Origin of the sequence: Mucilaginibacter gossypiicola (genome assembly GCF_900110105.1) — a bacterium.
Classification (GTDB): Bacteria; Bacteroidota; Bacteroidia; order Sphingobacteriales; family Sphingobacteriaceae; genus Mucilaginibacter; species Mucilaginibacter gossypiicola.
Genome location: NZ_FOCL01000003.1, coordinates 738746 through 763769, shown reverse-complemented (window position 1 = coordinate 763769; position 25024 = coordinate 738746). Strand labels below are relative to the sequence as shown.

Annotated in this window: 29 protein-coding genes; 16 read left to right on the top strand and 13 right to left on the bottom strand. The window is 41.6% G+C overall.

Features of this window, described 5'->3' with window-relative positions:
- Positions 1 to 5 precede the first annotated feature (5 nt).
- The 4 genes from BMX50_RS13120 to BMX50_RS13105 form a co-directional block, all read right to left on the bottom strand.
- Positions 6 to 248, bottom strand: a complete 243-nt coding sequence (locus BMX50_RS13120; RefSeq protein WP_091210967.1) for a PqqD family protein — start codon at positions 246 to 248, stop codon at positions 6 to 8.
- 71 nt (positions 249 to 319) lie between these two features.
- Positions 320 to 697, bottom strand: a complete 378-nt coding sequence (locus BMX50_RS13115) for a response regulator (RefSeq protein ID WP_091210966.1) — start codon at positions 695 to 697, stop codon at positions 320 to 322.
- Positions 698 to 812: 115 nt separating this feature from the next.
- Positions 813 to 1508, bottom strand: a complete 696-nt coding sequence (locus tag BMX50_RS13110; protein WP_091210965.1) for a LytR/AlgR family response regulator transcription factor — start codon at positions 1506 to 1508, stop codon at positions 813 to 815.
- 11 nt (positions 1509 to 1519) lie between these two features.
- On the bottom strand, positions 1520 to 2713 hold the full coding sequence (locus BMX50_RS13105) for a sensor histidine kinase (RefSeq protein WP_091210964.1): 1194 nt from the start codon (positions 2711 to 2713) through the stop codon (positions 1520 to 1522).
- A gap of 767 nt (positions 2714 to 3480) precedes the next feature.
- Between BMX50_RS13105 and BMX50_RS13100 the strand changes: the two genes are divergently transcribed.
- Positions 3481 to 4146, top strand: a complete 666-nt coding sequence (locus BMX50_RS13100; RefSeq protein ID WP_091210963.1) for a Type 1 glutamine amidotransferase-like domain-containing protein — start codon at positions 3481 to 3483, stop codon at positions 4144 to 4146.
- Between the two features lie 21 nt (positions 4147 to 4167).
- On the opposite strand, the gene BMX50_RS13095 is transcribed toward BMX50_RS13100, so the two are convergent.
- On the bottom strand, positions 4168 to 4779 hold the full coding sequence (locus tag BMX50_RS13095) for a hypothetical protein (RefSeq protein WP_091210962.1): 612 nt from the start codon (positions 4777 to 4779) through the stop codon (positions 4168 to 4170).
- Between the two features lie 49 nt (positions 4780 to 4828).
- The gene (locus BMX50_RS13090; protein ID WP_091210961.1) at positions 4829 to 5548 is read right to left on the bottom strand and encodes a 2OG-Fe(II) oxygenase; all 720 of its coding nucleotides are present in this window, start codon (positions 5546 to 5548) and stop codon (positions 4829 to 4831) included.
- 92 nt (positions 5549 to 5640) lie between these two features.
- Here BMX50_RS13090 and BMX50_RS13085 point away from each other — a divergent pair, with 92 nt between their 5' ends.
- Both BMX50_RS13085 and BMX50_RS13080 read left to right on the top strand, forming a co-directional pair.
- Positions 5641 to 5994, top strand: a complete 354-nt coding sequence (locus tag BMX50_RS13085; RefSeq protein ID WP_208864695.1) for a DUF488 domain-containing protein — start codon at positions 5641 to 5643, stop codon at positions 5992 to 5994.
- 100 nt (positions 5995 to 6094) lie between these two features.
- On the top strand, positions 6095 to 6946 hold the full coding sequence (locus tag BMX50_RS13080; RefSeq protein ID WP_091210960.1) for a methylated-DNA--[protein]-cysteine S-methyltransferase: 852 nt from the start codon (positions 6095 to 6097) through the stop codon (positions 6944 to 6946).
- Between the two features lie 244 nt (positions 6947 to 7190).
- Here BMX50_RS13080 and BMX50_RS13075 read toward each other — a convergent pair whose 3' ends face one another.
- Positions 7191 to 7676, bottom strand: a complete 486-nt coding sequence (locus tag BMX50_RS13075; protein ID WP_167667900.1) for a nuclear transport factor 2 family protein — start codon at positions 7674 to 7676, stop codon at positions 7191 to 7193.
- A 219-nt stretch (positions 7677 to 7895) separates the two neighbouring features.
- Here BMX50_RS13075 and BMX50_RS13070 point away from each other — a divergent pair, with 219 nt between their 5' ends.
- The 3 genes from BMX50_RS13070 to BMX50_RS13060 all read left to right on the top strand — a co-directional run bounded on the left by BMX50_RS13070 (position 7896) and on the right by BMX50_RS13060 (position 10447).
- Positions 7896 to 8312 (top strand): hypothetical protein, encoded by a 417-nt coding sequence (locus BMX50_RS13070; RefSeq protein WP_091210958.1) that lies wholly within the window; start codon positions 7896 to 7898, stop codon positions 8310 to 8312.
- 53 nt (positions 8313 to 8365) lie between these two features.
- Positions 8366 to 8959 (top strand): penicillin-binding protein activator LpoB, encoded by a 594-nt coding sequence (locus tag BMX50_RS13065; RefSeq protein ID WP_091210957.1) that lies wholly within the window; start codon positions 8366 to 8368, stop codon positions 8957 to 8959.
- Between the two features lie 114 nt (positions 8960 to 9073).
- Complete coding sequence (locus BMX50_RS13060; protein ID WP_244280961.1) at positions 9074 to 10447, top strand: COG3014 family protein; 1374 nt, start codon at positions 9074 to 9076, stop codon at positions 10445 to 10447.
- Positions 10448 to 10771: 324 nt separating this feature from the next.
- Here the strand turns inward: BMX50_RS13060 and phnN are convergent, their stop codons facing one another.
- Both phnN and BMX50_RS13050 read right to left on the bottom strand, forming a co-directional pair.
- On the bottom strand, positions 10772 to 11329 hold the full coding sequence (gene phnN, locus BMX50_RS13055; protein ID WP_091210955.1) for a phosphonate metabolism protein/1,5-bisphosphokinase (PRPP-forming) PhnN: 558 nt from the start codon (positions 11327 to 11329) through the stop codon (positions 10772 to 10774).
- A 66-nt stretch (positions 11330 to 11395) separates the two neighbouring features.
- Positions 11396 to 12193, bottom strand: coding sequence for an endonuclease/exonuclease/phosphatase family protein (locus BMX50_RS13050; RefSeq protein ID WP_091210954.1), 798 nt, complete (start codon positions 12191 to 12193; stop codon positions 11396 to 11398).
- Between the two features lie 218 nt (positions 12194 to 12411).
- Between BMX50_RS13050 and BMX50_RS13045 the strand changes: the two genes are divergently transcribed.
- The 5 genes from BMX50_RS13045 to BMX50_RS13025 all read left to right on the top strand — a co-directional run bounded on the left by BMX50_RS13045 (position 12412) and on the right by BMX50_RS13025 (position 17504).
- A complete protein-coding gene (locus BMX50_RS13045; RefSeq protein WP_091210953.1) occupies positions 12412 to 13077 on the top strand; it encodes an O-methyltransferase in 666 nt (221 codons plus the stop codon).
- 407 nt (positions 13078 to 13484) lie between these two features.
- A complete protein-coding gene (locus BMX50_RS13040) occupies positions 13485 to 14531 on the top strand; it encodes a LacI family DNA-binding transcriptional regulator (RefSeq protein WP_091210952.1) in 1047 nt (348 codons plus the stop codon).
- Positions 14532 to 14629: 98 nt separating this feature from the next.
- Complete coding sequence (locus BMX50_RS13035; protein ID WP_091210951.1) at positions 14630 to 15679, top strand: glycoside hydrolase family 43 protein; 1050 nt, start codon at positions 14630 to 14632, stop codon at positions 15677 to 15679.
- 318 nt (positions 15680 to 15997) lie between these two features.
- Positions 15998 to 16855 (top strand): SDR family oxidoreductase, encoded by an 858-nt coding sequence (locus BMX50_RS13030; RefSeq protein ID WP_091210950.1) that lies wholly within the window; start codon positions 15998 to 16000, stop codon positions 16853 to 16855.
- 67 nt (positions 16856 to 16922) lie between these two features.
- Entirely contained in the window at positions 16923 to 17504 is a 582-nt protein-coding gene (locus BMX50_RS13025) for a Crp/Fnr family transcriptional regulator (RefSeq protein WP_091210949.1), read from the top strand.
- On the opposite strand, the gene BMX50_RS13020 is transcribed toward BMX50_RS13025, so the two are convergent.
- Positions 17501 to 18091 carry an HD domain-containing protein gene (locus tag BMX50_RS13020; RefSeq protein ID WP_091210948.1) on the bottom strand — a complete coding sequence of 197 codons (591 nt, stop codon included), beginning with the start codon at positions 18089 to 18091 and terminating at the stop codon, positions 17501 to 17503. The genes BMX50_RS13025 and BMX50_RS13020 overlap by 4 nt on opposite strands.
- Before the next feature lie 168 nt (positions 18092 to 18259).
- On the opposite strand from BMX50_RS13020, the gene BMX50_RS13015 reads away from it, so the two are divergent.
- The gene (locus BMX50_RS13015) at positions 18260 to 18700 is read left to right on the top strand and encodes a hypothetical protein (RefSeq protein ID WP_091210947.1); all 441 of its coding nucleotides are present in this window, start codon (positions 18260 to 18262) and stop codon (positions 18698 to 18700) included.
- Between the two features lie 23 nt (positions 18701 to 18723).
- Here BMX50_RS13015 and BMX50_RS13010 read toward each other — a convergent pair whose 3' ends face one another.
- Genes BMX50_RS13010 through BMX50_RS13000 form a run of 3 tightly spaced genes read right to left on the bottom strand, consistent with a single transcriptional unit; the run spans position 18724 to position 21489 of the window.
- Positions 18724 to 20271 carry an FAD-dependent oxidoreductase gene (locus BMX50_RS13010; protein WP_091210946.1) on the bottom strand — a complete coding sequence of 516 codons (1548 nt, stop codon included), beginning with the start codon at positions 20269 to 20271 and terminating at the stop codon, positions 18724 to 18726.
- Positions 20272 to 20327: 56 nt separating this feature from the next.
- A complete protein-coding gene (locus BMX50_RS13005) occupies positions 20328 to 20567 on the bottom strand; it encodes a hexameric tyrosine-coordinated heme protein (RefSeq protein ID WP_091210945.1) in 240 nt (79 codons plus the stop codon).
- A gap of 49 nt (positions 20568 to 20616) precedes the next feature.
- Positions 20617 to 21489, bottom strand: coding sequence for a helix-turn-helix domain-containing protein (locus BMX50_RS13000; protein ID WP_091210944.1), 873 nt, complete (start codon positions 21487 to 21489; stop codon positions 20617 to 20619).
- 508 nt (positions 21490 to 21997) lie between these two features.
- Between BMX50_RS13000 and BMX50_RS12995 the strand changes: the two genes are divergently transcribed.
- From BMX50_RS12995 to BMX50_RS12975, 4 genes are all read left to right on the top strand, one after another.
- The gene (locus tag BMX50_RS12995; protein ID WP_143065169.1) at positions 21998 to 22969 is read left to right on the top strand and encodes a sensor histidine kinase; all 972 of its coding nucleotides are present in this window, start codon (positions 21998 to 22000) and stop codon (positions 22967 to 22969) included.
- 154 nt (positions 22970 to 23123) lie between these two features.
- Positions 23124 to 23537 carry a hypothetical protein gene (locus BMX50_RS34270; protein WP_143065168.1) on the top strand — a complete coding sequence of 138 codons (414 nt, stop codon included), beginning with the start codon at positions 23124 to 23126 and terminating at the stop codon, positions 23535 to 23537.
- A complete protein-coding gene (locus tag BMX50_RS12980; RefSeq protein WP_091210940.1) occupies positions 23537 to 23881 on the top strand; it encodes a hypothetical protein in 345 nt (114 codons plus the stop codon). The genes BMX50_RS34270 and BMX50_RS12980 overlap by 1 nt, the downstream gene beginning before the upstream one ends.
- Before the next feature lie 21 nt (positions 23882 to 23902).
- Positions 23903 to 25021 (top strand): sensor histidine kinase, encoded by a 1119-nt coding sequence (locus tag BMX50_RS12975; protein ID WP_091210939.1) that lies wholly within the window; start codon positions 23903 to 23905, stop codon positions 25019 to 25021.
- Positions 25022 to 25024 lie beyond the last annotated feature (3 nt).

Sequence of the window (25024 nt, the reverse complement as noted above, 5' to 3'; positions counted from 1 at the left end):
CGTCCTTAAATTTCGAGCAGGTTTGCTTCTTTTAGCTGCAGCATCCAGTTATCCCAATCCCTGTCTAACTGGTTTTCGCTTACATCATACCTGTTAAGAATATCCTGCTTAATCTCAGCTTCGGTTTTATTGCTTTTCATGGCTGAAAGCAATTGTGCCGCCATTTCATTGCCGGAAAACGAATCGCCTGTAGAGGGATTGAAGATAAATCCGTTATCGCTGGTGGCAATGTTGCTCTTGAGTTTCATTTATATTGCAGGTTTGTATAAAATAATAAAAGCTAAACTTAGCAGGTTTATATGAGTTTACAAAACCGGCTTCAGGAAGCCATCAGGTATTCTATCCTTGATGCAAGTACCTCCATGTCCAGCGGTTTTACAAACAAAGCATCACATTTATAGGAATCGGCTTTTGACTTTTTTGTTTTAAAAGCAGTTACAATGATGATAGGCACATTGCACAGTTTTTCATCATCCTTAAAATCCTGGCATACCAGTTCGCAGTCTGTATCTACCAATAAATAATCTAAAATGATCAGGTCGGGGTTTATGACCTTTGCCTTGTCATATATGGCATTGGGATCATAAGTTAAATGCACATTAAAATCACCATAATACATAATATCATCAATTACTGATAACATACTGCTGTTTTTATCGAGCACAAGGATGGTTTTTTTGCTGCCTGCTGTTTTCATGACTTTTAAGGATTAGCGTCAATTAATTATGATAAAGTTGCGGCTATTTGTGCGGCTGTAAAACAATGTGTCGTTCAATGCCCTCAATGTGCCGATGAAACGCAGAGATGCGCAATTATTTATGCCATTCCTTAATGAAATCGGTATAGTTTGTGCCCACAGGAAGCTCTATATCAGTTAGTTTTATCTTACGGTTATGGATCGATCTGATCTGGTCACGTGCTACCACAAAGCTGCGGTGAATACGGATGAATTTTGATGCCGGCAGTTTTTCAATTACGCTTTTTAATGGCATAAGCGTAAGCACTGGTTTGGCCACACCCAGCATATGGATCTTGATATAATCCTGCATGCTTTCAATATATTCAATGTCTTTGATATTGATTTTGATGAGCCTGTATTCTGAATGCACATACAAAAAGTCGCCTTCATTTGCGGTGTCGGCGTGCTTATATTGATAATAACCAATAGCTTTTTGAACCGCTGTGCCAAAGCGCAGGTTATTGATAGGTTTCAGCAGATAATCTACTGCTTCCAGTTCATAGCCTTCATATGCATAGTTTTTATAGGCTGTGGTGAAAATGATCATCGGCTTATCGGCCAATGATTTTACCAGGTCGATACCGGTGATATCGGGCATGTTAATATCTATGAACAGTACATCTACCTTGTTTAGCTTCAGGTATTCGCCGCCAGATATGGCATCTTCAAAAGTATTTACCAGTGTTAGCACGGGATATTCGGCAACATATTTTTCAATTATCTGAAGGGCCAATGGCTCATCATCAATAGCTACACATTTCAATTGCATAATAGATAGTTTTAAGCGTTAATCTCCAGTTCGACAGTGAAATTGCCATCGGCCGAGCTGATGTCGAGCCGGTGTTTGTTAGGGTAAATATGTTGCAGGCGCTGGCGGTTATTGGCAATGCCGATGCCTTTCCGCTCGGTGGCCGGTCGTTTTTCGAAAATGGTATTTTTGCAGATAAACAGCATCTGGTTGCCGTTTACCCGCAAGCAAATATTGATAACCGATGGCTGATGTTTACTTACGCCGTATTTAAATACGTTTTCAATAAAAGTCATCAATATCAGGGGCGGAATCTTTTGATTGTTTATCTCGCCCGAAACCTCAAAATCAAGTGTTGTTTTTTTGCCGAGGCGCAGGCGTTGCAGGTCGATATAATCATTGATGCAGTCAATTTCGTTTTGCAGTAAAACAAAATCTTCGGTTACTTCATCGGTTACGTAGCGCATAATGTTAGAGAGCTTCATGATACTTTCAGACGTATGCTCACTATTGGTGACCGACAGCGCATAAATATTATTCAGTGTATTGAACAGAAAGTGCGGGTTAATCTGGGCTTTAAGAAATGATAACTCTGCATGGGCTTTTTCGGCCTCGGCGCGGGTAACCATTTGTTCGGTAAGCTGCCATTTTTGAACAGTGGCAATGGCAACGCTTAAACCCATAACAATGATGAAAATAAACAAGCCTACCATATCAATATTACCCGATTGATGAATGAAAATTACGCGGTTAGTGGGTTTAAGGCTTGGGTCCTGCATGCGCAGGTCTTCATGAGGCAGTGGGCCAAAGGGCATGTTTTGTTGATTAGGCGCTGAGCTGTCAATACCGGTGGGCGTAATTTGCGGCCCTATGGGTTGCGGATTGGGCACCGCTGTTGTTGCAGGTTTATTTCCTTTAACAAGGTTGTGAAGAAGCAGGTTATCAAAAGGCTGCAAAAAGTAAACACAACCCGAAAGCAGTAACACAATAAACCCATACCAGATATATCTTTTACGAAAAACGAACTTAGGCACCAGGTACCAGGCGTTCAGGTAAAACATAAATATATAAGTGAGGCAAAATAACCAGTAGTAAGGCGAAAACAGCACGGTATAGGTACCGGCGCTGCTTTGCTGCGTGCGGTTCATGAACAATAGCGGGAACCCTAAAAATACAAGCCAGCCGGCAGCATGAATGAAAAATGTAGTTGCTTTTGAGCGGATCATTTGATTTTTAGCTTCTTTTTACTTGCTTATGCTGGCGTAGCCTGCCGGTACACATTAACAACCTGGTTTTAGTAATAAAAAAAGCACCTGTACAATGCGCACAGGTGCTTCATCTTTATGAAAAAAACCTATAATTCAGTGTCCCTGCTCCTGAATTATAAATCAAAGGTGATGATGTGCTGGTGTTTTAACAATCATGTGTCGGTGAACCGGGATATTGTATAGATGAACGGGGTGGAGGCTGCGCTACCGACAAATTGTATAGTCTTTAGCCCAGGGTCATAAGTTCTAAGAGGCTGTTTAAAAACGATAGTTTTTGAATGTAGAGACGCATAATTGCGTCTTCCGCTTGCAATTTACGACAGCAGAGACGCTTTTGAAATCGGCTTGTCCTCTGGGAGACGCAATTATGCGTCTCTACAAAAATACTTTCTCTCATTTTTAAACAGCTTCTAAGTAAGAACAGCAAAAAAGATGACTTTTGACTTCAGGCCTTGTACTGCCAATCAAACAGTAGTGGGTTTTCTTTGAGAAAGTAAAGATGGTATTAAATAAGAAAGCCCCCTTGCACTCGCTGCTTGGGGGCTATAACCTAAACCTTATCACTGATCAAATTATTATTTGATGCTGTAAAGGTAGCCGTGAGGCTTTAATCTGAAATTTTGTACCGACGAATAGCCGGATTGAATGGATGGAGCGGAAGTTTTGATTGTTTTATGAATTTAATTTCGGCGTTTTGATTAACATTGATCACAATCCAATAAATTATGAAGCTACTTCTTACATCCGCCGGAATCAGCAATATGAGTATTCAAAATGCTTTGGTCGAGCTATTAGATAAGCCAATTGTCGAGGCTAACGCCCTTTTTATACCGACAGCAATATATGGCATTCCAAATGGCGGCGACATTGTACGAAGGGTGATTTGCGGAGCGTTAGGTGATCCTTTTTGCCAATTGGATTGGAAGTCGCTGGGGTTGCTGGAGCTTACCGCCTTGCCCAGTATCAAAAAAGAGTTATGGATTGATATGCTCAGAGAAACTGATGCTTTATTGGTAGGTGGTGGCGATTGCCAGTACCTTACCTACTGGATGCAGCAATCCGGACTGGCGAATCTGCTGCCTTCACTTTTGCAAAAGCTGGTATATGTTGGTTTGAGCGCTGGTAGTATGATCATGACCCGCTTTGGGACCACCTATGGCAACCATACTTTACCGCCCGATAGCGACAAGTCGTTGAGTTTTGTTGACTTTGCTATTCACCCGCATTTGGATCATGAGTGGTTTCCGGATAATTCCCTGGCCAATATTGAAAAACTGGCTTCAACTATACCGGTGCCATCATACGCTATTGATGATCAAACCGCGATTAAAGTTGTCGATAGCGTAATCGAAGTTGTTACCGAGGGACATTGGAAATTATTTAATCCCTAATATTTGTTAGGAGTTATTAATTTAAATACCCATCTGCGGTACATATCCGATGCTGAACATATTAACAAATGACCGCGGAGTTAATACTGGAAGCATATCTACATCAGGTAGCGCTATTCCTCTTTCATAACCTGCAGGGCTCCATAAATATAACCGATCATCTTTGAGCAAATACGGCCGGTCATTGTAAACTACAAACGTGCCGTTAGGTAGTGCACTCAGCTTTTCTTCATAAGCAACTTTTGATCTATCAGCAGCAATGCGCTCGGTTTGCAATATCTCATCTATTTTGGATACGGGTGTTTTCATATCGAAATCATATTGCGGGTTGCCTTTCAACCAAAACTCTTTAAACCTTTGATGGTCTTTATACCTGCATTGAAAGCAGGGACGGTGCCCGGCCGAAAAAGCCGTGGCCTCGTCAAGAAAGAAAAGTTCCGTCCAGCGATCGGGTTGCATAATCTCCCGATGGCGGCCTCTAAACTCCAGCACACAGGTTATCCATGCTTTAATTTTAAAGGGACGTACAATTTCCTTGTCCGCATTATGGATCACGCCGCGGTTGCCGAGCCAGGCACCTCGCGCAGGTGTTTTAATAAGCTGTCCAAAAGGGGTTACACGGTTTTGCAGCATTGTTTTACGTTATTTTCCTAATAGCAATAGTTAAAGCTACATCAATTATTTAAGACAATGCATCATGAAAGATGATACCCAGGCTATGCCGTTTACCACTATGAACCGGGCTCACGCCATGCTTCATATTCACCCTGTAATAACCTTTGGCTCCTTTTACCGGTCTGAATTTAGTGGTAAATAAAACCATATCACCCATACCGGGAGTAAGCACGTTGGCCTTTGATTGGGCACGTGGGACCTGCTCGGTGATCACAAATTCGCCGCCTGTATAGTCCCTGTTATGCTGGTCGAGCATGAAAACCATTTGTATGGGGAAATATACATCACCGTAAAGGTCCTGGTGCAGGGTGTTAAACCCGCCTTCGGTGTATTGCAATATCAGGGCAGTGGGTTTGGTTTGCCCAGCCCCATGGCTTAGCTGCTTCATTTCCTCATGCGTATCAGGGAATTGTTTGTTGATCCCAAGTTCTTGCATCCATTTATTGGCGACAGGAGCTATGTGCGGGTAAACTGTTTCCCTTAAATCGGTTATTACAGATGGGAGCGGGTATTTATAATATTTATATTCGCCGTAACCAAACCTGTAGCGTTCCATGTTAACGGTTTTCCGGTATTCGTCTGCATCATAATTACTGATCAAGGTATCGCAGTCGCGTTCACTCAAAACCTGTTTAACAATTGCAAAGCCTTTATTATGTAATGTTTGGTTGATTTGGCCCCAGTTTAGGTTTTTGATGCGATCTTTAAGTGGTTGTTCTGAAGTCATTTTGTTATTTTGAAGAATGTCAAAGCTACTTTTGGAGCAACCGGCATGCAATCCGATTCTTGCGGAGTTTTAAATCTTAATAAATACATATAATGGATATCAAAATTAAACGCGTTTATGAGCCTTATGCCCAAGGTGACGGCACCCGGATCCTGGTAGATCGCCTTTGGCCCCGCGGCATTAAAAAGGAGGATGCCCATATCGACAGATGGTTTAAGGAGATTGCGCCGTCTAACGAATTAAGGAAATGGTATAACCATGACCCTGAAAAATTTGACGCCTTTTGCCAAAGATATCGGGACGAGATTGATAGCACTAAGACATTGCCTGAACTGATCGATTATATCAGGCAGCATAAAACAGTTACGCTGGTGTTTTCTTCAAAGGAGTTAGCATTAAATAATGCTGTAGTATTAAAAACTATAATTGATGACCATATCGCATAGCAACTCCGCAAGAATCGGATTGTTGAGGGCTATTTGGGGCGGTAATTTTGTGTTATAAAAGAATAAAAACACAATTGAATTTATTTAATAATAAGACATTATGAAAACCCAGCAAGAAATAGATTATACCCGCATCGCTGACGCAATAGGCTTTTTCAGGGAGAATTTTAAAGCGCAGCCCAAACTGGAAGAAGTGGCCGGGCACGTTAATTTAAGCCCCTTCCATTTTCAGCGGATGTTTAAGGATTGGGCGGGGGTAACCCCGAAACAATTTCTGCAATATTTAAGTGTGGAACATGCCAAGGAAATATTGAAGCATGAGGACGCCAATGTTTTCAATACTGCACTGGAAACCGGTCTTTCGGGGGGAGGCAGACTGCATGACTTGTTTATTAAGGTAGAAGGCATGACTCCCGGCGAATACCGCAACGGTGGTGCTTTGCTGGAAATCAATTACTCGTTTGCCGATACTCCTTTCGGTAAAGTTATCGTTGCGTCAACTGGCAAAGGGATTTGCCACATGGCTTTTGTTGATGAAGGCGAAGAAAAAGCTTTGGAGCAACTGAAGATAAGTTTCCCGAACGCTGTATATAATCAGCTGGTCGACAGGATCCAACAGAACGCCCTGTTTATTTTCACCCAGGATTGGAGCCGTCTGGATGAGATCAAGCTGCATTTAAAAGGAACCGATTTCCAGATCAAGGTATGGGAAACGCTCTTAAAAGTACCTGCCGGCGGATTAACCACTTATGCCTCACTCGCCAAAAAAGCCGGTAATGAAAATGCTTACCGAGCGGTAGGAACAGCAGTAGGGAGCAACCCCGTAGCGTTCCTGATCCCGTGCCACCGCGTAATCAAATCAACCGGCGAGATAGGCCAATATCACTGGGGGAGTACGCGCAAAAATGCCATTATAGGATGGGAGGCTGCTTTGAAGGAACGGGTTGAATAATAGGGTACCTCCGCAAGAAAAATTAATAAATCATGTCATTGCGAGGAGGAACGACGCGGCAATCGCATACCATACAGAGGGGCTATGCTTCCCCGCGATGACTTGGTTTTTATCTTTCTGCAACTTGCTCTCGTTTGTAACGAGAGCTTAATATGGTTTGGCAATTGCATTGCCAGTCGCGTTATAAACGCTGACCCAAGTTAAGCGCTCGTTACAAACGAGCGCAAGAAGAAATAAACAACCATTAATGCCCCACACTCACCACCCTTGTTACTTTCCACTGGCCATCCTTGTATTGCCAAACATGTACAAACTTCATTACACCTACAATTTGCTTCCCATTTTCAGTATGGGTAAAACGGTGTGTACCCATTTCAATTGCACCAAAGCCGGGCATGGGGTACACTTCAAGCGTTTCTTTTAGCAGGTCACGGCGCAAGTCGGCGGCTTGCTTGTTTTCAAAGATGCCTTTAAAACCGGCTATGGTTGCGTCATAGCCGGTTATACCCTTGCCATCGTTGTAAAATTCAACATCGGGGGTAAACAGTGTTTTCATCACATCCAGGTTGCGGCTGTTAAACGCGTTAAACATTACGCTATCCATGTGTGCTATGGTGTTATATAGTTGCTGATCTTTCGGCTTAAAAGCAGGGGTTTGAGCATTTACAACGGTGGCAAACAGTATTGCTGCAATGCCAGTAATAAGTATAGCATAGGTTGATTTTTTCATGTTATTAAATGTATTAAAATATATCATGATGACGCACCACTATGCCGTTTAGTGACAGAAATATTAGCCATTTACACAGCCAAAAAAGCTATAAGGAACTCCTTCAGTTCATAATTAAGTCAAAAAGATCCCGATTAACATATTTTAACGGTTTATGCTTAGCTCTGGTGTAATATTTGGGCACCATTTTACGTAACTTTACTTATCAAATTAAGCGCGATGAAAAAGAATATCTTCATTATAGCCTTGATGCTTTTAGGCGGTTTGTTTAGCGGCACCGTAAAAGCCCAGCAAACAGCCTCGTTAGTAGCCGATCAAAACCCGCGTTACATGGAAAGCCAGGCAAAATATATCAGGGTTGCCGATACTATAAACAGTTTACATGGCACAACCATACAAAATACCTATAAAGCTTATGACTGGTACGAAGCCAAATTGGAACGCCGCCGTCAAAACCGCGAATGGCGCCATGAAGAACGCATGAACGGATATTACGATTATTCACCGTCATGGGGTTTATACGGCGGTTACTCTTACTCACCATTCTTAAACTATGGCTGGGGTAACCGTTGGGGTGGTTACTATGGTGGCCGCTGGGGAGGCCGTGCAAGTATTGGTATCGGTTTTGGCTGGTAACAAATTAGGCCGCATTCAATCTAACATATCATAATTTATAATATACACTACAGATGAAGTTCAACAGGATTTTAACAGTTGCTGCGATAGCAGTTTCAGGAATTTTTATAGCCTCATGTTCAAGGCAGGTTACACGCGTTAGCACCGATCAAACTATTGATGTTAGCGGCAACTGGAATAACAGTGACGCACGTATGGCTGCCGATGAACTTACCGGCAAAATTTTAGGGGCTAACTGGATCGATACACACCTTAACGAACACCAGGGCAAGCGTCCGGTAGTTATAGTTGGCTTTGTACAGAACAAAAGCCACGAGCATATTGATGCCGAAACCTTCCTGACCGATATTGAAAGTTCATTTATTCAATCACAAAAAGTACGTTTGGTACAGGGCGGCAAAAAACGCGATGAGTTACGTGCCGAAAAAGCTGATCAGCAAACAAACGCCTCAGTATCGAGCATGAAAAAATTTGGTCTGGAAAACGGTGCCGATTACATACTGCAAGGCTCAATTAACTCAATTGTTGATGCGCACAAACGCCAAAAGGTTGTTTACTACCAGGTAAACCTTGAGCTTACCAACATTCAAACCAACGAAGTAGTTTGGATAGGCGAAAAGAAAATTGCCAAATACGTTAAAAACTAAAGCCCCTATACATTATTGCCCTGAACATGGTATGCCCGTGTTTGGGGCAGTTTGCATTTAATAATGGTCAACTTACGTACGCATATTCTCCGGATATTTTCTTTTATCGGGCTGATGCTTTTTTTATCGGCATGTTCAACCTATAATCAAAGTGTCGCCCCTTATTATAAAAATGTATCTGCCGGTAACTATCCCCAGGCCGAGAAAGAGCTTGATAAAAACAGCCTGATCCAGGCACCCCGGAATAAACTCCTGTACCTGATGGAGAAGGGTAGAATTTGTCATTTAAAAGGCGAATATGAAAACAGTAACAATTACTTTAATCGGGCCGATCAACGGCTTGACGAGGGGTTGACCAGTGCTTCAGATGCTGCTGTTGGTGTTTTGCTTAACTCTGCATCGCAAAAATATAAGGGCGAGGATTTTGAAAAGTTCATGATCCATTATTACAAGGCGCTTAACTATCTGTACCTGAATAAAACTGAGGATGCCATTGTGGAAGCCCGCCGTATCACTTTGCAGGCCCAGGAACAGGGAGATAAGTATAATAATAAAGATAACCGTTACTCAAATGACGCTTTTGCGCTGACCTTACAGGGTATGTTGTATGAAAGCAACAACGATGTAAACAACGCCTTTATCTCATACCGTAACGCAGCCGAAATCTACCTTAAAAGTCCTGATAAAACTTACTATGGTACTACAATGCCGCTTGAGCTGGAAGAGGATGTGATCCGCACGGCAAAGCTGAACGGTTTTACAACCGAGGCTGATCAGTTTGAAACAACTTTTGGGATTAAATACGAACCTGTAACACCATCAGAGGGGGGGGAATTAATCTTCTTTTGGGAAAACGGTCTTGCGCCCGTAAAAACGCAGGTCGACTTGTTTTTTAGCCTGATCCGTAATAGTAACGGCGATTTGTTTTTCACCGATGCAGCAGGGGGCATAGTGGTTCCGTTCAATTATGATGGCGACAGGAACAGGGTAAATACTAAATCGGTTGAAAGCCTTCGTGTTGCATTCCCCAAGTATGTTGCACAAACCCCTTACTATTCAAGCGCGAGTATCTCTGTAAATAACCAGGATATGCCGCTTGTAAAAGCCGAAGATATTAATGAGCTGGCATTTAAAACTTTGCAACAACGTGCATTGAAAGAAATGAGCGGCATCCTGTCGCGCCTGGCAGTGAAAAAAATAGCCGAATATTCGTTACGCGCGGCTGCTAAAAGTGATGGTAAAACCAACGGACTATTGGAAGGACTCGGTTATGGTATCCAGTTGTACAGCTTACTATCCGAAAAGGCCGATACCCGTAACTGGCAAAGTTTGCCGGCTTATATCTCTTACACCCGTATTCCTTTACAAAAAGGGGATAACCAGGTGCGTATTACCCTGAAAAATGCTCAGGGCGTATCTGAAACTAAAACTATCACTGTACAAGGCAACGGAAGGCTACAGTTTTATAATTATGCTACTTTACGGTAGCCGGTATCATTTAAGCAGATATATAAATGAAAAAAGCCATTTGCTGTTCAGGGCAAATGGCTAAGTTATATGATAGGGTTTAGGTGAGGTATTTCCCTTAAAAAATTTCTTTATTGCTTTTTTTGTAAAAATAGACTTAAAATTTCCGCCCGGAAATACCCCTTTCTGGGTATATTTTATCGTCGCATTTCCATCTATTTCTGATATCCGGCTAAGAAAATGCTAATAATTAAAACAGAGTTTTGTGCGGCTGCATGGAAAGTAGCAGCGGGTTTTTAAAAAAATGGGTTATGAGATCTAATTTTCCATACTTGAAAAGCACGTTTAAGCCAGTTGCTTTTCTGTTATAGAGATTAGGCTTACCAGTTGGTTCCCTGCATGTTCAACAGTGCCATTGTTTTGTATTTCTATACAGTTTTCGAGGTTGGTATTGAGCTCGGCAGTGCGGGCTATGCGTTTGCCTATTTCTTCCGCATCTTCCCGCCCGCGCACCGCCAGGCGACTGGCGATAATTTCTGGGCTTGCGGTTATTAAAACTACTTTCAAATCTGGATAAAGCCGCTGTGCAATGAGCAGGTATTCGCGCGAGCCGTTAACCACTACATTAAAGCCTTTATTAAGCCAGTTGTTTATTTCCTGGCCTATACCATAGTATTTATCATGGCTGCCCCAGCTTAAAGCAAACATTCCGGCTTTGCTCCGCAATGCAAATTCCTCATTAGTTAAGCTAATGTGGTTCTCGTTACCCGAAAACGGCGGGCGAGTGATATACCTGTGTGCAAATACTACATTTTCCGATCCGTTGATCTGCTTGCGGGCATAGTTCATCAGGGTGTCTTTTCCGGCTCCGGAAGCGCCAATAATATAAAATAGCTTACTCATGATTGGGTACAAAAACTTTATTGTGAAAGTATCAGGTTGTGTTAACTGTTTTATTGATAACGTAGGTTAGGGGATTAAAAGTGTAGTGGTTATGCCAAAATGATCGCTCGGGTAAAGACCGGTAGCTTCATCAGGTACATTTAATACAACTGCCGAATCAATAAATTGTGGATATTTATTAGTGCCCGGCAATTGCAAAGTAAAGATATGATCAATACATACCTGTTTGTTGGCCTTATAATAGGCATCAGTCAGGCTATAATGCGGCTCGGTACCGTTACCTGCAGTATAACAATCTACAGCTTTCGCCAGTTCGCGGAAAGCCATTACTGCTTCCGAATCGGGCGTGGCATTAAAATCGCCACAAATGATATGGTACGGATCGGGGGCTTCTTCAATAACAAAACTGGCAAGTGCTTCGGCCTGGGCTTTTCTCAAACCTTTTTGCTGGCCCAAATGTGTAAGATGAGTGGTAGTTACAGTTAGTGTTTTTCCTGAAGGTAGGTTTACGTTTACCCGGAAGGCCTTGCGGTCATTATCCTCGGCCACTACAGGCAAGTCAAAACTGATGTTTTCGTTAAGCGGATAAACAGATAATATGCCCAGGCCCGATGTACTTTTAACCATCCTGCCTTCAAACATGCGTTTTTTTGATCGGCCGGGCAAAAAAACGTAGTTCATATTTAATTCGTTAGCCAAAAATTTCAGGGTGTCGGCGTTGCCTTCTTCGCTGTAAAAGCATTCCTGGCAGGCTACAACATGGGGGTTTAATTGTTCAAGTTGTTTGGCAAGTAAGCCCATGCGCACACGGTATTCACCATCACATTTCCATGTATTTATAGTGATAATTTTAACATTTTCCACATCAGCAATATCAGCAATCTAAATTGCACAATCAACATTCGTTAATGATTAGCTGATGGTTAGTTTTTAATTAATAATTGATATGCGTTAAACGAAGTAATGATATTTCATCTTGAACAGTTAACTATTGAGACGTTTTGCTGCTTTTTGTTTAACAATAAGCTTACAATGGTTTTCGGTAAATAGTGTTTAATTTTATCACAACCCAAATAAACATTATGGATACTTCACTTTTTGAATCGGTTGATCAGTATATAGGTAACCTGCTGGGCGATGAGGATGCGGTGCTGAAAGGTACCTTGAAGTCAATGAAGGATGCAGGTATCCCTGGCATCAATGTAACAGCCAACCAGGGAAAGTTTTTGCAGGTGCTGGCCCGTTTATGCGGCGCCAAAAAGATCCTGGAAATAGGTACGCTTGGCGGTTACAGTACCATTTGGCTTGCCCGCGCGCTGTCTGCTGATGGTCAGCTGATTACCCTTGAACTGGAGCAGGCTTATGCCGATGTTGCCCGTCAGAACATTATTAAAGCAGGTTTAGACCCGCTTGTTGATATTAAAGTAGGTAAGGCCATGGATAGCCTTGCAAGCCTCGATGCCGAAGATGAAGGTCCGTTTGATATGATCTTTATTGATGCCGATAAGCCACCTTATACGGAATATTTTGAATGGGCGCTTAAGCTTTCAAGACCGGGCACCCTTATTGTTGCCGACAATGTGATTCGCGAAGGCAAAGTACTTGATGATAACTGCGATGATGAGCGGGTTAGTGGAGTGCAACGTTTTAACAAAGCCCTTGCTGATAATAAGCAGGTAACAGCCACCATTATTCAAACGGTGGGCTCCAAAGAGCATGATGGTATGGCTATAGTGGTTGTGAAATAGTAAAGTGTGGTTTAAAGAGGCTCTTGTTCAATAAAAATATATTGTCATACGAACGAACCAGGGCGGGGTTGTGGGAAGAGTGAGGAGAAACCTTATACTTCCTGCATATAATCTATACATGACGGCTTGGGCTGACGTGTAAGATTTCTCTTTCGCCCGGCGCTCAATCCTCCCCTGTGCTCTATCGAAATGACTTTTTTTTGAGATGTCGGATAACAAAAGATATAAGTTAAAGTAAGCGACGCGAATAAAAGCTTTTTTGGAGTGATGTATCTTATAGTTGAATTTAATTGCATAGTTATCAGTGCGATAATGGGTACTTATATCCTGTAGAACTTATTTTTCTTATGTTTACTATCCGATATTTAACCGGATTGTTAATTTTAGGATCATAAGCAGGGGACGAAATGAATTTTGGCGGAGTTACTATAAAGGATATTGCTAAAGAATTGGGGATCTCACCTTCAGCGGTTTCCAAGGCGCTTAAAGACAGTCACGAAATTGGGGAAAAAACCAAGGCGCTTGTATTGGAGTGCGCGAAAAGACTTAACTACCAGCCTAACCTTAACGCCCAAAGCCTTAAACGGGGAAATAGTAAATCTCTCGGAATTGTAGTTTCAACCATTGATAACCAGTTTTTTTCGCAGGTGATCAATGGTATCGAATCGGTTGCGCACAGCAAAGGGTATAACGTTTTTATTACGCAAACTCATGAATCGTACGATCTGGAAATGCAGAATGTGCGTCACCTGACTTTTCGTTCTATCGATGGTTTACTGATCTCCCTTTCAACCGAAACCAACAATATCGATCACCTTAAGGAGCTTCATAAAAAAGGATTGCCAATAGTTTTCTTTGATAGGGTAAGCGATGAAATTGATACCCACAAAGTAGTAGCTGATAATTTTGCCGGTGCCTACGATGCCACAAGCCAGTTAATTGATGCTGGATACCGCAAAATAGCACATATTACCAGTTCGGTAAATGTATCCATTACTGCAGAACGGTTAAAAGGATATAAAAAAGCACTTGAACAACATGGCATAGTACCTGATGAAAAACTGATCAAATACTGCCCGCATGGCGGTAAAGACCTCGCGGAGATCGAGAACGCGCTAAGCGAACTGTTTTCTGACAGTAAACCCGATGCTATTTTTACCGCATCTGACAGGATCACCACCACCACCTTGTCGCTTCTGCATAAATTAGGGTACCGCATTCCTGCCGATATCGCTTTGCTTGGCTTCACCAACACCCAATTGGCCGAAGTATTGAACCCTCCATTAAGTGCTGTTTATCAGCCAGGTTTTGAAATGGGAAAAAAGGCAACCGAAATGCTTATCAGTATTATCGAAAGCAAACGACCTGTTACCGAATTTGAAACCGCAGTATTACCTACCCAGGTTTTTATTCGCAGTTCTTCCCAACCGGTAAAAGCTGAGCCTAAATCATAGAGTCCTGATAATAAATGTAATTTTAACATTTGTTGTTTTTGTAAAATCTTTTGCAGACTTTTAGCGCATTATAAACCAAGCTAAAACCTTTCAGCCTCATGAAAAGATTGTTCAATACCTTTTTGCTGTTACTTATGTTTTGCGGTGTCGCTATCGCGCAAAACACCGGCGATAAAACCTTTACCAACCCATTGTTACCGTCAGGCGCCGATCCCTGGGTGATCTATAAAGATGGGTTTTATTATTACACCAATTCTACCGGAGGCAATATTGTTATCTGGAAAACAAAAGATGTTACCAAACTAAGTAATGCACCTAAAAAAGCTGTGTGGGCTCCACCGGCAGGTACAGCTTATTCAAGAGACCTTTGGGCGCCTGAGCTGCATTTCATAAAAGGCAAATGGTATGTGTATTTTGCTGCCGATAACGGCGAAAACAATAATCACCGCATTTATGTGCTGGAGAATTCATCGGCCGATCCTATAGCGGGTACGTGGGAGTTTAAAGGAAAAATTGCCGACAGTACCGATAAATGGGCTATCGACGCATCGGTATTTGAAAATAACGGAAGCTGGTATATGATCTGGTCGGGCTGGGAGGGAGACCATAACGGTCAGCAAAATATTTACATTGCCAAAATGAAAGATGCCTTGACCATTGGCAGCGAACGTGTAAAAATATCAAGTCCCGCTTATCAATGGGAAACCAATGGCGACTTACATGATGCCGGCAACCCGGCACACGTGAGTGTAAACGAAGGCCCGGAAATTTTAAAACATAAGGATAAGCTATTCCTGATCTATTCGGCCAGTGGCTGCTGGACTGACTTTTATGCTTTGGGCATGCTCACGGCCTCAAAAAATAGTGATCTGTTAAACCCGGCATCATGGATAAAAACAGAGGAGCCTGTGTTTAAGCAATCGCCCGAAAACAGTGTTTACGCGCCCGGGCACAACTCATTCTTTAAATCGCCCGATGGAAGGGAGGACTGGATCCTGTACCATGCCAATTCAAACCCTAACGAAGGCTGCGGTAACAAGCGCTCCCCGCGCGCCCAGAAATTTACCTGGAATAAAGATGGTTCACCAAATTTTGGCGTGCCGCTGAAAGATGGACAACGATTGGCTGTGCCGTCGGGAACGAAGTAAACAGTTGTATAACAACATAGTTTAAAAGACCGTCATTGAGGGAAGGTAATTCCATTCACCACCCGTCATTGCGAGGTACGAAGCAATCCCCTATTTGCAGAGCCGTTAAGCCTACGACCCTGTATCGTTCGCGATTGCTTCGTACCTCGCAATGACGGATAGGAGAGTGTACAGTTCGTGATTGCTTCGTGCCTCGCGATGACAATAATGTTACAACGCCTCAGTTTTCTTGATAAATGTCAATTTCGTTCTTATCAAACATCAATGTACAGGTTATAGCTTCGCGGTAGATTTGTATCAACAAAAGAACGATACAAAATGTCAAAAACAATTTTTATAACCGGAACAAGTACAGGATTTGGTAAATTAACCACAATAACCCTTGCGAATGCAGGCCATACCGTAATAGCAGGTATGCGCGGAATAAACGGCAAAAACGAAGCTGTAGCCAAAGAGTTATCAGCCCTTGCAAACGTTGAAGTAGTTGAGGTAGATATCACCGATGATACCTCGGTTAAAACAGCTTTTGAATACACCTTAACCAAATATGGGCATATTGATGTGTTGGTGAATAATGCCGCGGTTTCGGGCTTTGGTGTATTGGAGGCCTACTCACTCGACCAGATCAGGCAGATGTTTGAAGTGAATTTTTACGGAGCTCTGCGTACTATCTTTGCAGTTTTGCCGGGCATGCGCGCAGCTAAAAATGGCTTGATCATCAACATTACATCAGGTGCAAGCGGCCATACCCTGCCATTTATGATTCCTTACCTTGCCTCCAAATTTGGGGTAGAAAGTATTACCGAAGGCTTACAGGATGAGCTTGCACAGTACAACATCGAAAACGTAAGCATCCAGCCGGGCGTATATCCAACCGAAATGAACAATGGCAGTAAAGCAGGTATCCATGCCGATAAACCAGAAGTTGTTGCCGAATATGGTGAAGCTTCGGCACAGCAATTCAACGCCATGGGCACCGCGCTTTTCAGCAAAATGGCCGAGTTTAATATGGATCCGCAAACCATTGCCGATGGTATACTGAGGCTTGTGGAAATGGAAAAAGGAACAAGACCATTGCGTTACCCGCTTGATGCCGTGGCCCAGGGTACCGACCAGGAATTTATTGATGCACGTGCTGCCATTAAAACCAAATGGTTAAGTAAATATACAGCATAAACCGCTGATAAAAATATGACCCGAACAGAAGCAAATATCCCCGGATAAAGGGGATATTTGCTTTTATATGTTTGAGCTATTTAAAGAATACATCAGCCAGAAAACAACCCTTACCGATGCCGACTATGCTAAAATCAAAGCCGTGTGTATTTATAAAAAGCTTCGTAAACGGCAATATCTGTTGCAGGAAGGCGACGTTTGGAAGTATAATGCCTTTATAACCAAAGGCCTGCTGCGTTTTTACAGCGTTGACGAAAATGGCCGCGAAAACATTGTAAGCTTTGCTAAAGAAAACTGGTGGACAGGCGACCGCGCCAGCCTGCTCACCGGCGAGCCTTCTAAAAATAACATCGACGCTATTGAGGATACCGAATTAATACTGATCACTAAAGCAAATTTTGACAGGCTCTGTCTCGATATCCCGGCTTTTAACGATATGGTTAATGCTATCATCAACAAGAGCTTTATCACCAGTCAAAACCGGATCCATGCGGCCATTTCTTTTACTGCAGAGCAAAAATATCTTGATTTTGTTCAGAAATATCCTGATCTGTCGTTAAGAGTTCCGCAGGCCATGATCGCATCATATTTGGGAATCACTCCCGAAACTTTAAGCCGGGTACGAAAGGAAACTGTAAAGCGGCATTAAGCCGTTTGCTTCATCAGGTCGATGTTTTTTTCTTTTGCTGCCTGCAGTACAGTTTTACCGTAATCAGTAAAGTACTGGTGGTGTTGTAATACCCTTAGGTTTAAGCTGTGCCACTCTTCATCGCCGTAGTGCTTATCCAAATGTACTTCCCATTCCTGTTTTAAATTGTGAGCACATTTAAAATAATCGGCTGATGCGAAATGACGCATATCGGCGTCGCAAATAATTTGCTCTACCAGGTTTTTGGGTGACTGCGGAATTTTTGTAGCTTCAATACAATCCCATACCTGTTGTATAAAGTTGTTATTGTAATGATGCTGCATTAAAAAAGTGCCGGCAATGATCATGCTGGTATCTTCATGGCCCTTATAATGATAAAGGTAACCGGTATCATGAAACCAGGCGGCTACAGTTAGGATAGTTAGTTCCGGTTTTTTTAATTTACTGTGGCTTGCAATTTCAGTAGCCGCATTCACAACCCTTTGTGTGTGCTCAAGATTATGAAAATACATCGTCGTTGGAAGGTTTTCTTCCATTAACGAGATAACATAGGCAGCAGCCCTTTTAACAATACTTATTGCAGGCATAAGACAGACGCGATAGTACCCTCATATTCTGTAGAAATTCTGGATAAATGTTCGCCAGCTTGTCTCTCAACAAAAAGATGACACTTTTATCTTATTTGTGTAAACATGGGATTTGCTTTTTTTAACGTGCTTTTAAAGCTTTATTTTAGACGTATATTTATACTATAGATGAAAAATACCCTTCAGATAGCACAACTTTATTTGCGCTTTGCTTTAGCTATTGGTTTCCTATTGCCTGTGGCGGATCGCTTAGGTTTTATGGGGCCGGCAGGGCAAAATTCAGTAAGCTGGGGGAGTTGGGATAATTTCGTAGTTTATACAAACACACTGATGCCATATTTGAGCCGGTGGATGGCAGGTGTTATGGGTTTTTTAGCAACAGTAGCCGAAGTTTCTATAGCCATCATGTTTATTGTAGGTTTTAAGATCCGTACTGCTGCTTATGCAAGTTTTGCCCTTACGCTTACTTTTGCCCTTTGCATGACCATATTTTCGGGATTCAAGGCTCCATTTAATTATTCGGTTTGGGCCGATAGCGCAGGTAGTTTATTGCTGGCAAGCATAGCCACTTATCGGTGGAGCGTTGATTTTATATATGATGAAGCTTAATGTATGTTTAAGCCTTTTATAATTCAGTTACCTTTAAAAGCATCAAAATAGCCGGTTATTAAACCTGGGCTTATTTCATCGCTAAGCAGGCCTATGTAATTATCGGGCCTTATCAGCAGGTACAATCCTGATTTTACTCCTAATTTTTGCCAGTTTTCATTAAGGGATAAATTAACTACCTTAATATGGGCTGTTAAGTGATCAGGAATTTGGTTGTTGTACCCGCTACTGCCAATACATAAAAGGTGAAACTTTGGCTCGGTGAGTAAATGATAGATGCTTTGCGATTTACCATCTATTTCTGTTATAACATATGGGCACCTGTCGCCGGCGCTAAATTTTAGCTTTTGCTTAATAAACTGCAGGGAAAGCGGGCTTTTTTTGTACGAATACCAAATTTGGGACAATATCCTGAAAATACGCTTTGAGATCCATTTTGTTGATAGTATGAGGCGTAAAATATGGGGCATAACGTGGGTGCGTAATTGATATATTAACCAGTTACAGCTTGTCATGAATGCAAATATTTTATCGGTAAATTTCATGAGCCATTGGGCAAAAGGATACCGCTCGTCATGATATGTATCAATAAGTTTATCACCGGCAACCCCCTGCAGTACCAGGGCAAGTTTCCAGGTCAGGTTGTGCGCATCCTGCAAGCCGGTGTTCATGCCCTGGCCACCTGCCGGGCTATGAATGTGTGCAGCATCACCCAACAAAAAACAACGGTTTATCCTAAACCTGTCGGCACAGCGGTGATGTAGCTTATAAACCGAAAACCAGTTCAACTTTTCAATGCCCAGCGGAAGCTTAACATTGGCAGTGATTACGTCTTTAAAGTCATCAAAACAAACATCGTCTTTGCCTGCAAAGCTTTCTGGCAATGTGCCCAGAATGCGATAATTACCAATGCCATACATCGGAAAAAAAACACAAAAGTTAATGCGCGATAGTGATGCTATAAGCTTGTTTGGAGGCTGCTGCCAGTTAAGTTGTACATCAGCAACAAAGAATTTATTTTGGTAGGTGCCGCCATCAAAATTTAATCCCAACTGCTGCCTTACCAGGCTCGATGCTCCGTCACAAGCCAACAGGTAGGAGGCTTTAATACTTATTTTTCTGAACGGATCGCTTTTATCGTAAAGATTGGCCACAACATGGTCTTCATATTGATCAAAACTTACCAAACTGGTTCGCCATAAAACATCGCGGCCTGTTGCTTTCAATTCCTGGTAAAGCAGATCTTCGTTCTTGAATTGTTCAAACGCCTGCAGATTAGGGAAATCAGTTAGGCCGTTGCCTGCATCGGCAGTTTCAAGTGCTGCTTTTTCACGGCCATTCATATAAATGGCAAATTTGCTAATCAACTGTCCCTGCTGCAAAACGACATCAGCCAGGCCCATTTGCTGGTAAATTTCCATGCTGCGGGCTGTAACCAGTATAGCGCGCGACTCATGAGTAGGGGCGGCCTTAGTATCGATGATAATAAAATCAATATTAAAGCGGGCCAGCTGGCAGGCGGCCATTAAACCGGTTGGCCCGGCACCGATAATAATTACTTGTGTATGCACGATGTACTATCGGTTAAAAATATGAAATTAATTGGCAGAGCATAGGCATTGCTGCACTATCTCCAGTAATTATTAGCCGCGGCTATTGTGGCAAATTCTGTTGCCACTGTTTGCCCTACGGCAATGAGCATCGCAGTATCTTCGGCATAAACAGCTCTCAGCTTTTCCCGAATTTCGGCATCGGGTTGGGTTACTTTGATGATGAGCCTGGCCATTTTAATAGCAAGTTCACGACCTTCCTGAGGTGTTGCCGTAATTAGGGAGTTGCCTGGGATTAGCTGTACCGGTTCTGACATGATGATAAAATTTAATTAATTATTACGTTGATTAATGGATTTGCGGTGTTTAAAAAACAGGTTGTAATACAGTTCCCCTTTTCTTAAAATCAGAAAAGCTGATCCCTGTAGCATTTTTAAAAAATTTACTGAAATGGGCCATGTCACAAAAACCCAGGTCATATGCTATTTTCTTCATACAGTTATCAGGATGTATGGCTTGTCGTTTAGCTTCGGCTGCAACCCTTTGCCTGATGTGATGGCCTGCCGATTGCCCTGTCAATTTTTTCACTACTTCATTAAGATAGTTGGGGGTTACAGATAGCTTGTCGGCATAATCAGCCACCATTTTATATTCCCTGAAGTTTTTATCGAGCAGACTCATGAAGTTTTGCAATATGGCGGTATTGCGTGATTGTTTGGGAGCCTGTTCCATAAATTCCAATTGGCGCGAAAGATAGATGAAGAAGATTTTGAAATATCGTTTTAATATTTCAGCACGGTAAAGATTGTGCCTGCTATATTCTTTCATCATTATTTCGGTAATATCATTCATATCATCGGCCAGTTCGTTGTTGATGGCAACGATTTGTGTTTGGCTAAACATTTGATGAATCGGGTTGTATATCGGGTCGCGGCCATAGTCATCTACATCCAAAAAAGAATCCGTAAATGATATTACATAACCATGCAGGCCATTGCTAAATTTAAGATCATGTAATTGGCCCGGCTTTATCAGGAGCAACTGATTAGTATTAACAGTCTCTTTTTGTAAATTAAACCTGTAATAGCCGTTACCTGAAACTATCCATATCAGCATAAAATAATCATTGGGAAGATCGACGCCATTTTTTTTGATCCATTCAATAGTATGGATTTTGAAAGGAAGGCAATAAGATGCTTTCTCAAAATGTACCGGTGCAAAATCGTTAAATTGTTTCATGGCTGCGAAGTTTAAAGCTTGTAAGGCATATGTCTGCTCTCTAATTTCGTGCCGTTGTTTTTATTTTATTGGTAATCAGTTGTTTGTGTGTGTGTTTAAATAGGACCGCTTAACGAAATATCATCATACTGCTGATTAAGAAGCGAAATATCGTAGCTTTTATATCACTAAAATATGTCACCTGTTAATATAGTGAGTTGTTAAATGTATAGGGAAAAGAATAAAAGTTTGCTGCCGGTAAATAGGACGGTACGGCCAAATAAAGGGCGTAAAATTGATAATTTATACCTAATATTTTGATTGTTAATTATATATGTTAATATTGATTTATTGTAAAACAAGCAACTGCAATATGTAATTTATACATCAAAATCCGTGTTTAATACATCGGCTGTGTTTAGTAAGTATATTATTTTTATAAGTTGAATTTAAGCGCAGGTTTATTAGTCTATCTGTATAGGACAAACCAAATCTGTGAGTTTTAGGCTGATCATAAAAATAATATCAAGTGAATATCAATATAAACTTGCCCCGGTTTTATTGTAAGCTGATACTTACCGGTTTCTTGTATTTGATACCAATAAGCGTTATGGCGCAGCATTATGAGGATACTGCTAATGATGTATTATGGACAAAAAGCAACTTATTAATTGTTAAATGGGATTTCATAACTATCGGTTTTATAATACTACTTATCATTTTGGGCTTAATTTATATCGGTTATCGGCAAAAACGACAAATCAATAATCAATTACGGCAAAAGGAAAAAGAGGTTATCGAGCAAAATCAAATCGTGCAGCAATTAGCTGTCGACAAAGACCGCCTGATCGATGAAAAAGACTGGCTATTGAAGGAGGTGCATCACCGGGTTAAAAATAACCTGCAAATAGTGATGAGCCTGCTTAATACCCAATCGGCATTTTTAAAAAATAATGCAGCAATCGCAGCCATCCGCGAAAGCCAGAACAGGGTACAGGCCATAGCGCTGATCCATCAAAAGTTATACAGCAATTCAAACGTAGCTTATATTGATATTGCTATCTACATCAGCGAACTGGTTAATTATCTTGCCGATTGCTATGAAGCTCATGATCGCGGAATCAGGTTTGAACAACAGATTGAACCCGTTAAAATGGACGTTGCCCAGGCCATCCCTGTTGGTCTTATGCTTAATGAAGCTATCACCAATGCTATTAAATATGCTTTTCCGAATAAGCGAGGGTATATAAACATCTCGCTCGGAACACTTGATGATAATAATATCATGCTCAATATAGCCGATGATGGTATTGGGTTGCCGCAAGATTTTGATATTAAAGAAACTTCATCTTTAGGGATGGAAATGATGAAGGCGCTAAGTAAGCAGCTTGACGGAAATTTTAAAATGGAAAATAACGATGGTGTAGTAATCACGCTTATTTTCAGGGCCGAAAAGAAATTCGGAAACATAGAAAGCGAAAATTATCCCGTGCAATATTAGGTGTTAGCAAGCTTAGGTCATATGTAATTTGTACTACTGAAACCATAATTAATACATTGATTTAGGGTATCTCCAACCCGAACTTTACATTGTTAAACAGCAGTTAATTATCAAATATCAGTTAATTGTATTGATAACACGTAAAGCCTTCACTATGAAAAAGTTTATATGTTTCGCGGTAGCTTTCTTTACAAGTGTATTGATGTTTACAGCAACAGGGTTGTTTATTAAACTCAATACCGGTTTAATGGAGCCACTGGTACCTGCCAAATTTTTCGTCATAGTGTTGTATGTTTTGTGCGCGTTGAAGTTTGCTTTACTGGTTATTATACTCATGCCCGGCAAGCCCTTACTTAAACTAACAGGTTTAGGTTTCATAGCGGCCGATATTGCTTTTTTGCTCCTCGGCAACATCCTCAGTTTAACGCTAAGTATTCCGGTATCACTTGTTGTGGTGCAGGCTTTACTGCTGCTTTTTTACATGGCCTTGCAAGGCCGTTTGTGGCTTTACAAAGGCAGTGCAGCTAATCACACTATTGAAAATGAACTTATAGCATCACCCATTTAATGAATATTGACATGCACCATGATGATGAACAATTGATAAGCCTCATTATTGATCTGCAGGATCGGGGCTTTAATCATGATTTTGTTATTGAAAATGAACACATCAGGTGCCTTCAATATAATGAGCTCATCTCACCCGATGATTTTGAGATACTGGAAACGTATCACTGCAAATCATCCGGTAAAAACAATGAGTGCAGTTTAGTGTACGCCATCCGGGTAACCAGCCATGAGATGAAAGGCATATTGATGAGCGATTACAGGTCGTACATCAAAGGGATGTCGTTGAGATTGTGGTCGAAATTTAATAGTGTAATCAGGTTAAATCTATCAATGATAAAATAAAATACAAGAAAACAGATCCAAATGAACAGGGAAATCAGAAATATGGAAAGCAGGACAAGTGTGGTACCTGAACCTACCATAGGAGCGGTGTATATAGGTAACTGGAAAATTCAGCTCAAATCAAACAAGGTATCTTTTTGCCCGCGGATGCGCAAAATCCTTGAACTATCAAAAGGGTATGACGAAAGAATTGATGAACTTTTTGGGTTGGTTAAACCTGCACAATTGAGCGGGCTTATCCATGAGTTTAAGGTGGCCTGTTTTAATGGTACCAAATTTGAAAAACAGGTACAGATTGTAACTCCCTGCGGTAACGAAAAATGGATCCTGCTTACCGGCATTTTATACTCGCGCAGGTGGGGCACTGCCGAACAAATGATAGGCACTATTGAAGATGTTACGCAGAAGGTTAATGAGGAATGCCTGAGCATGGCTATTGTAAACCATGAGCTGCGTGCCCCCTTAACTATAATTAAGCTTAATACGCAGTTCCTGATCAACCATTTAGGGCATAGTATTAATAAACAGCCGGTAAAACTACTAACTATGGTTGACCAGCATATTAATGGGATGACTAAATTGATAGATGAATACCTATCGCCATCAACCAGCGAGGACAGAGCTGCACAACTTAATTTTAGCTTATTTGATGTTAATGACCTGGTTGAGACCGTGCTTGGCGAAATGAGGATCCTGTATCCCGGCCACCGGTTTTGTAAATATCCTACTACCGACAGCATTTTGGTTAGGGGCGATAAATACAAGATCATACAGGTATTGATCAACTATATAACCAATGCTGCTAAATTTTCGCCGCCATGCTCGCACATCAATGTCAATATTGATCGTAAAGAAAATGATGTTGAAGTATCAGTGCACGACCAGGGTGTAGGTATCAACGAAGAAAACAGCCAGGCATTGTTCCAAAAATTTTATCAGTGTAACCAAAAATCAGTAAGGCAAAAAAATAGTAAAGGCCTGGGGCTATACATTGTGAAAAATATTATCCAAAAACATGGTGGCACTGTAAAGGCCGAGAACGGAAAAGATGGCGGGGCCGTATTTTCTTTTAGCCTGCCGCTTAGTCAGCAAAGTAAATTTAATACTACCGGGCAGGAGGCGGTTAAATTGATGGCTTAAACA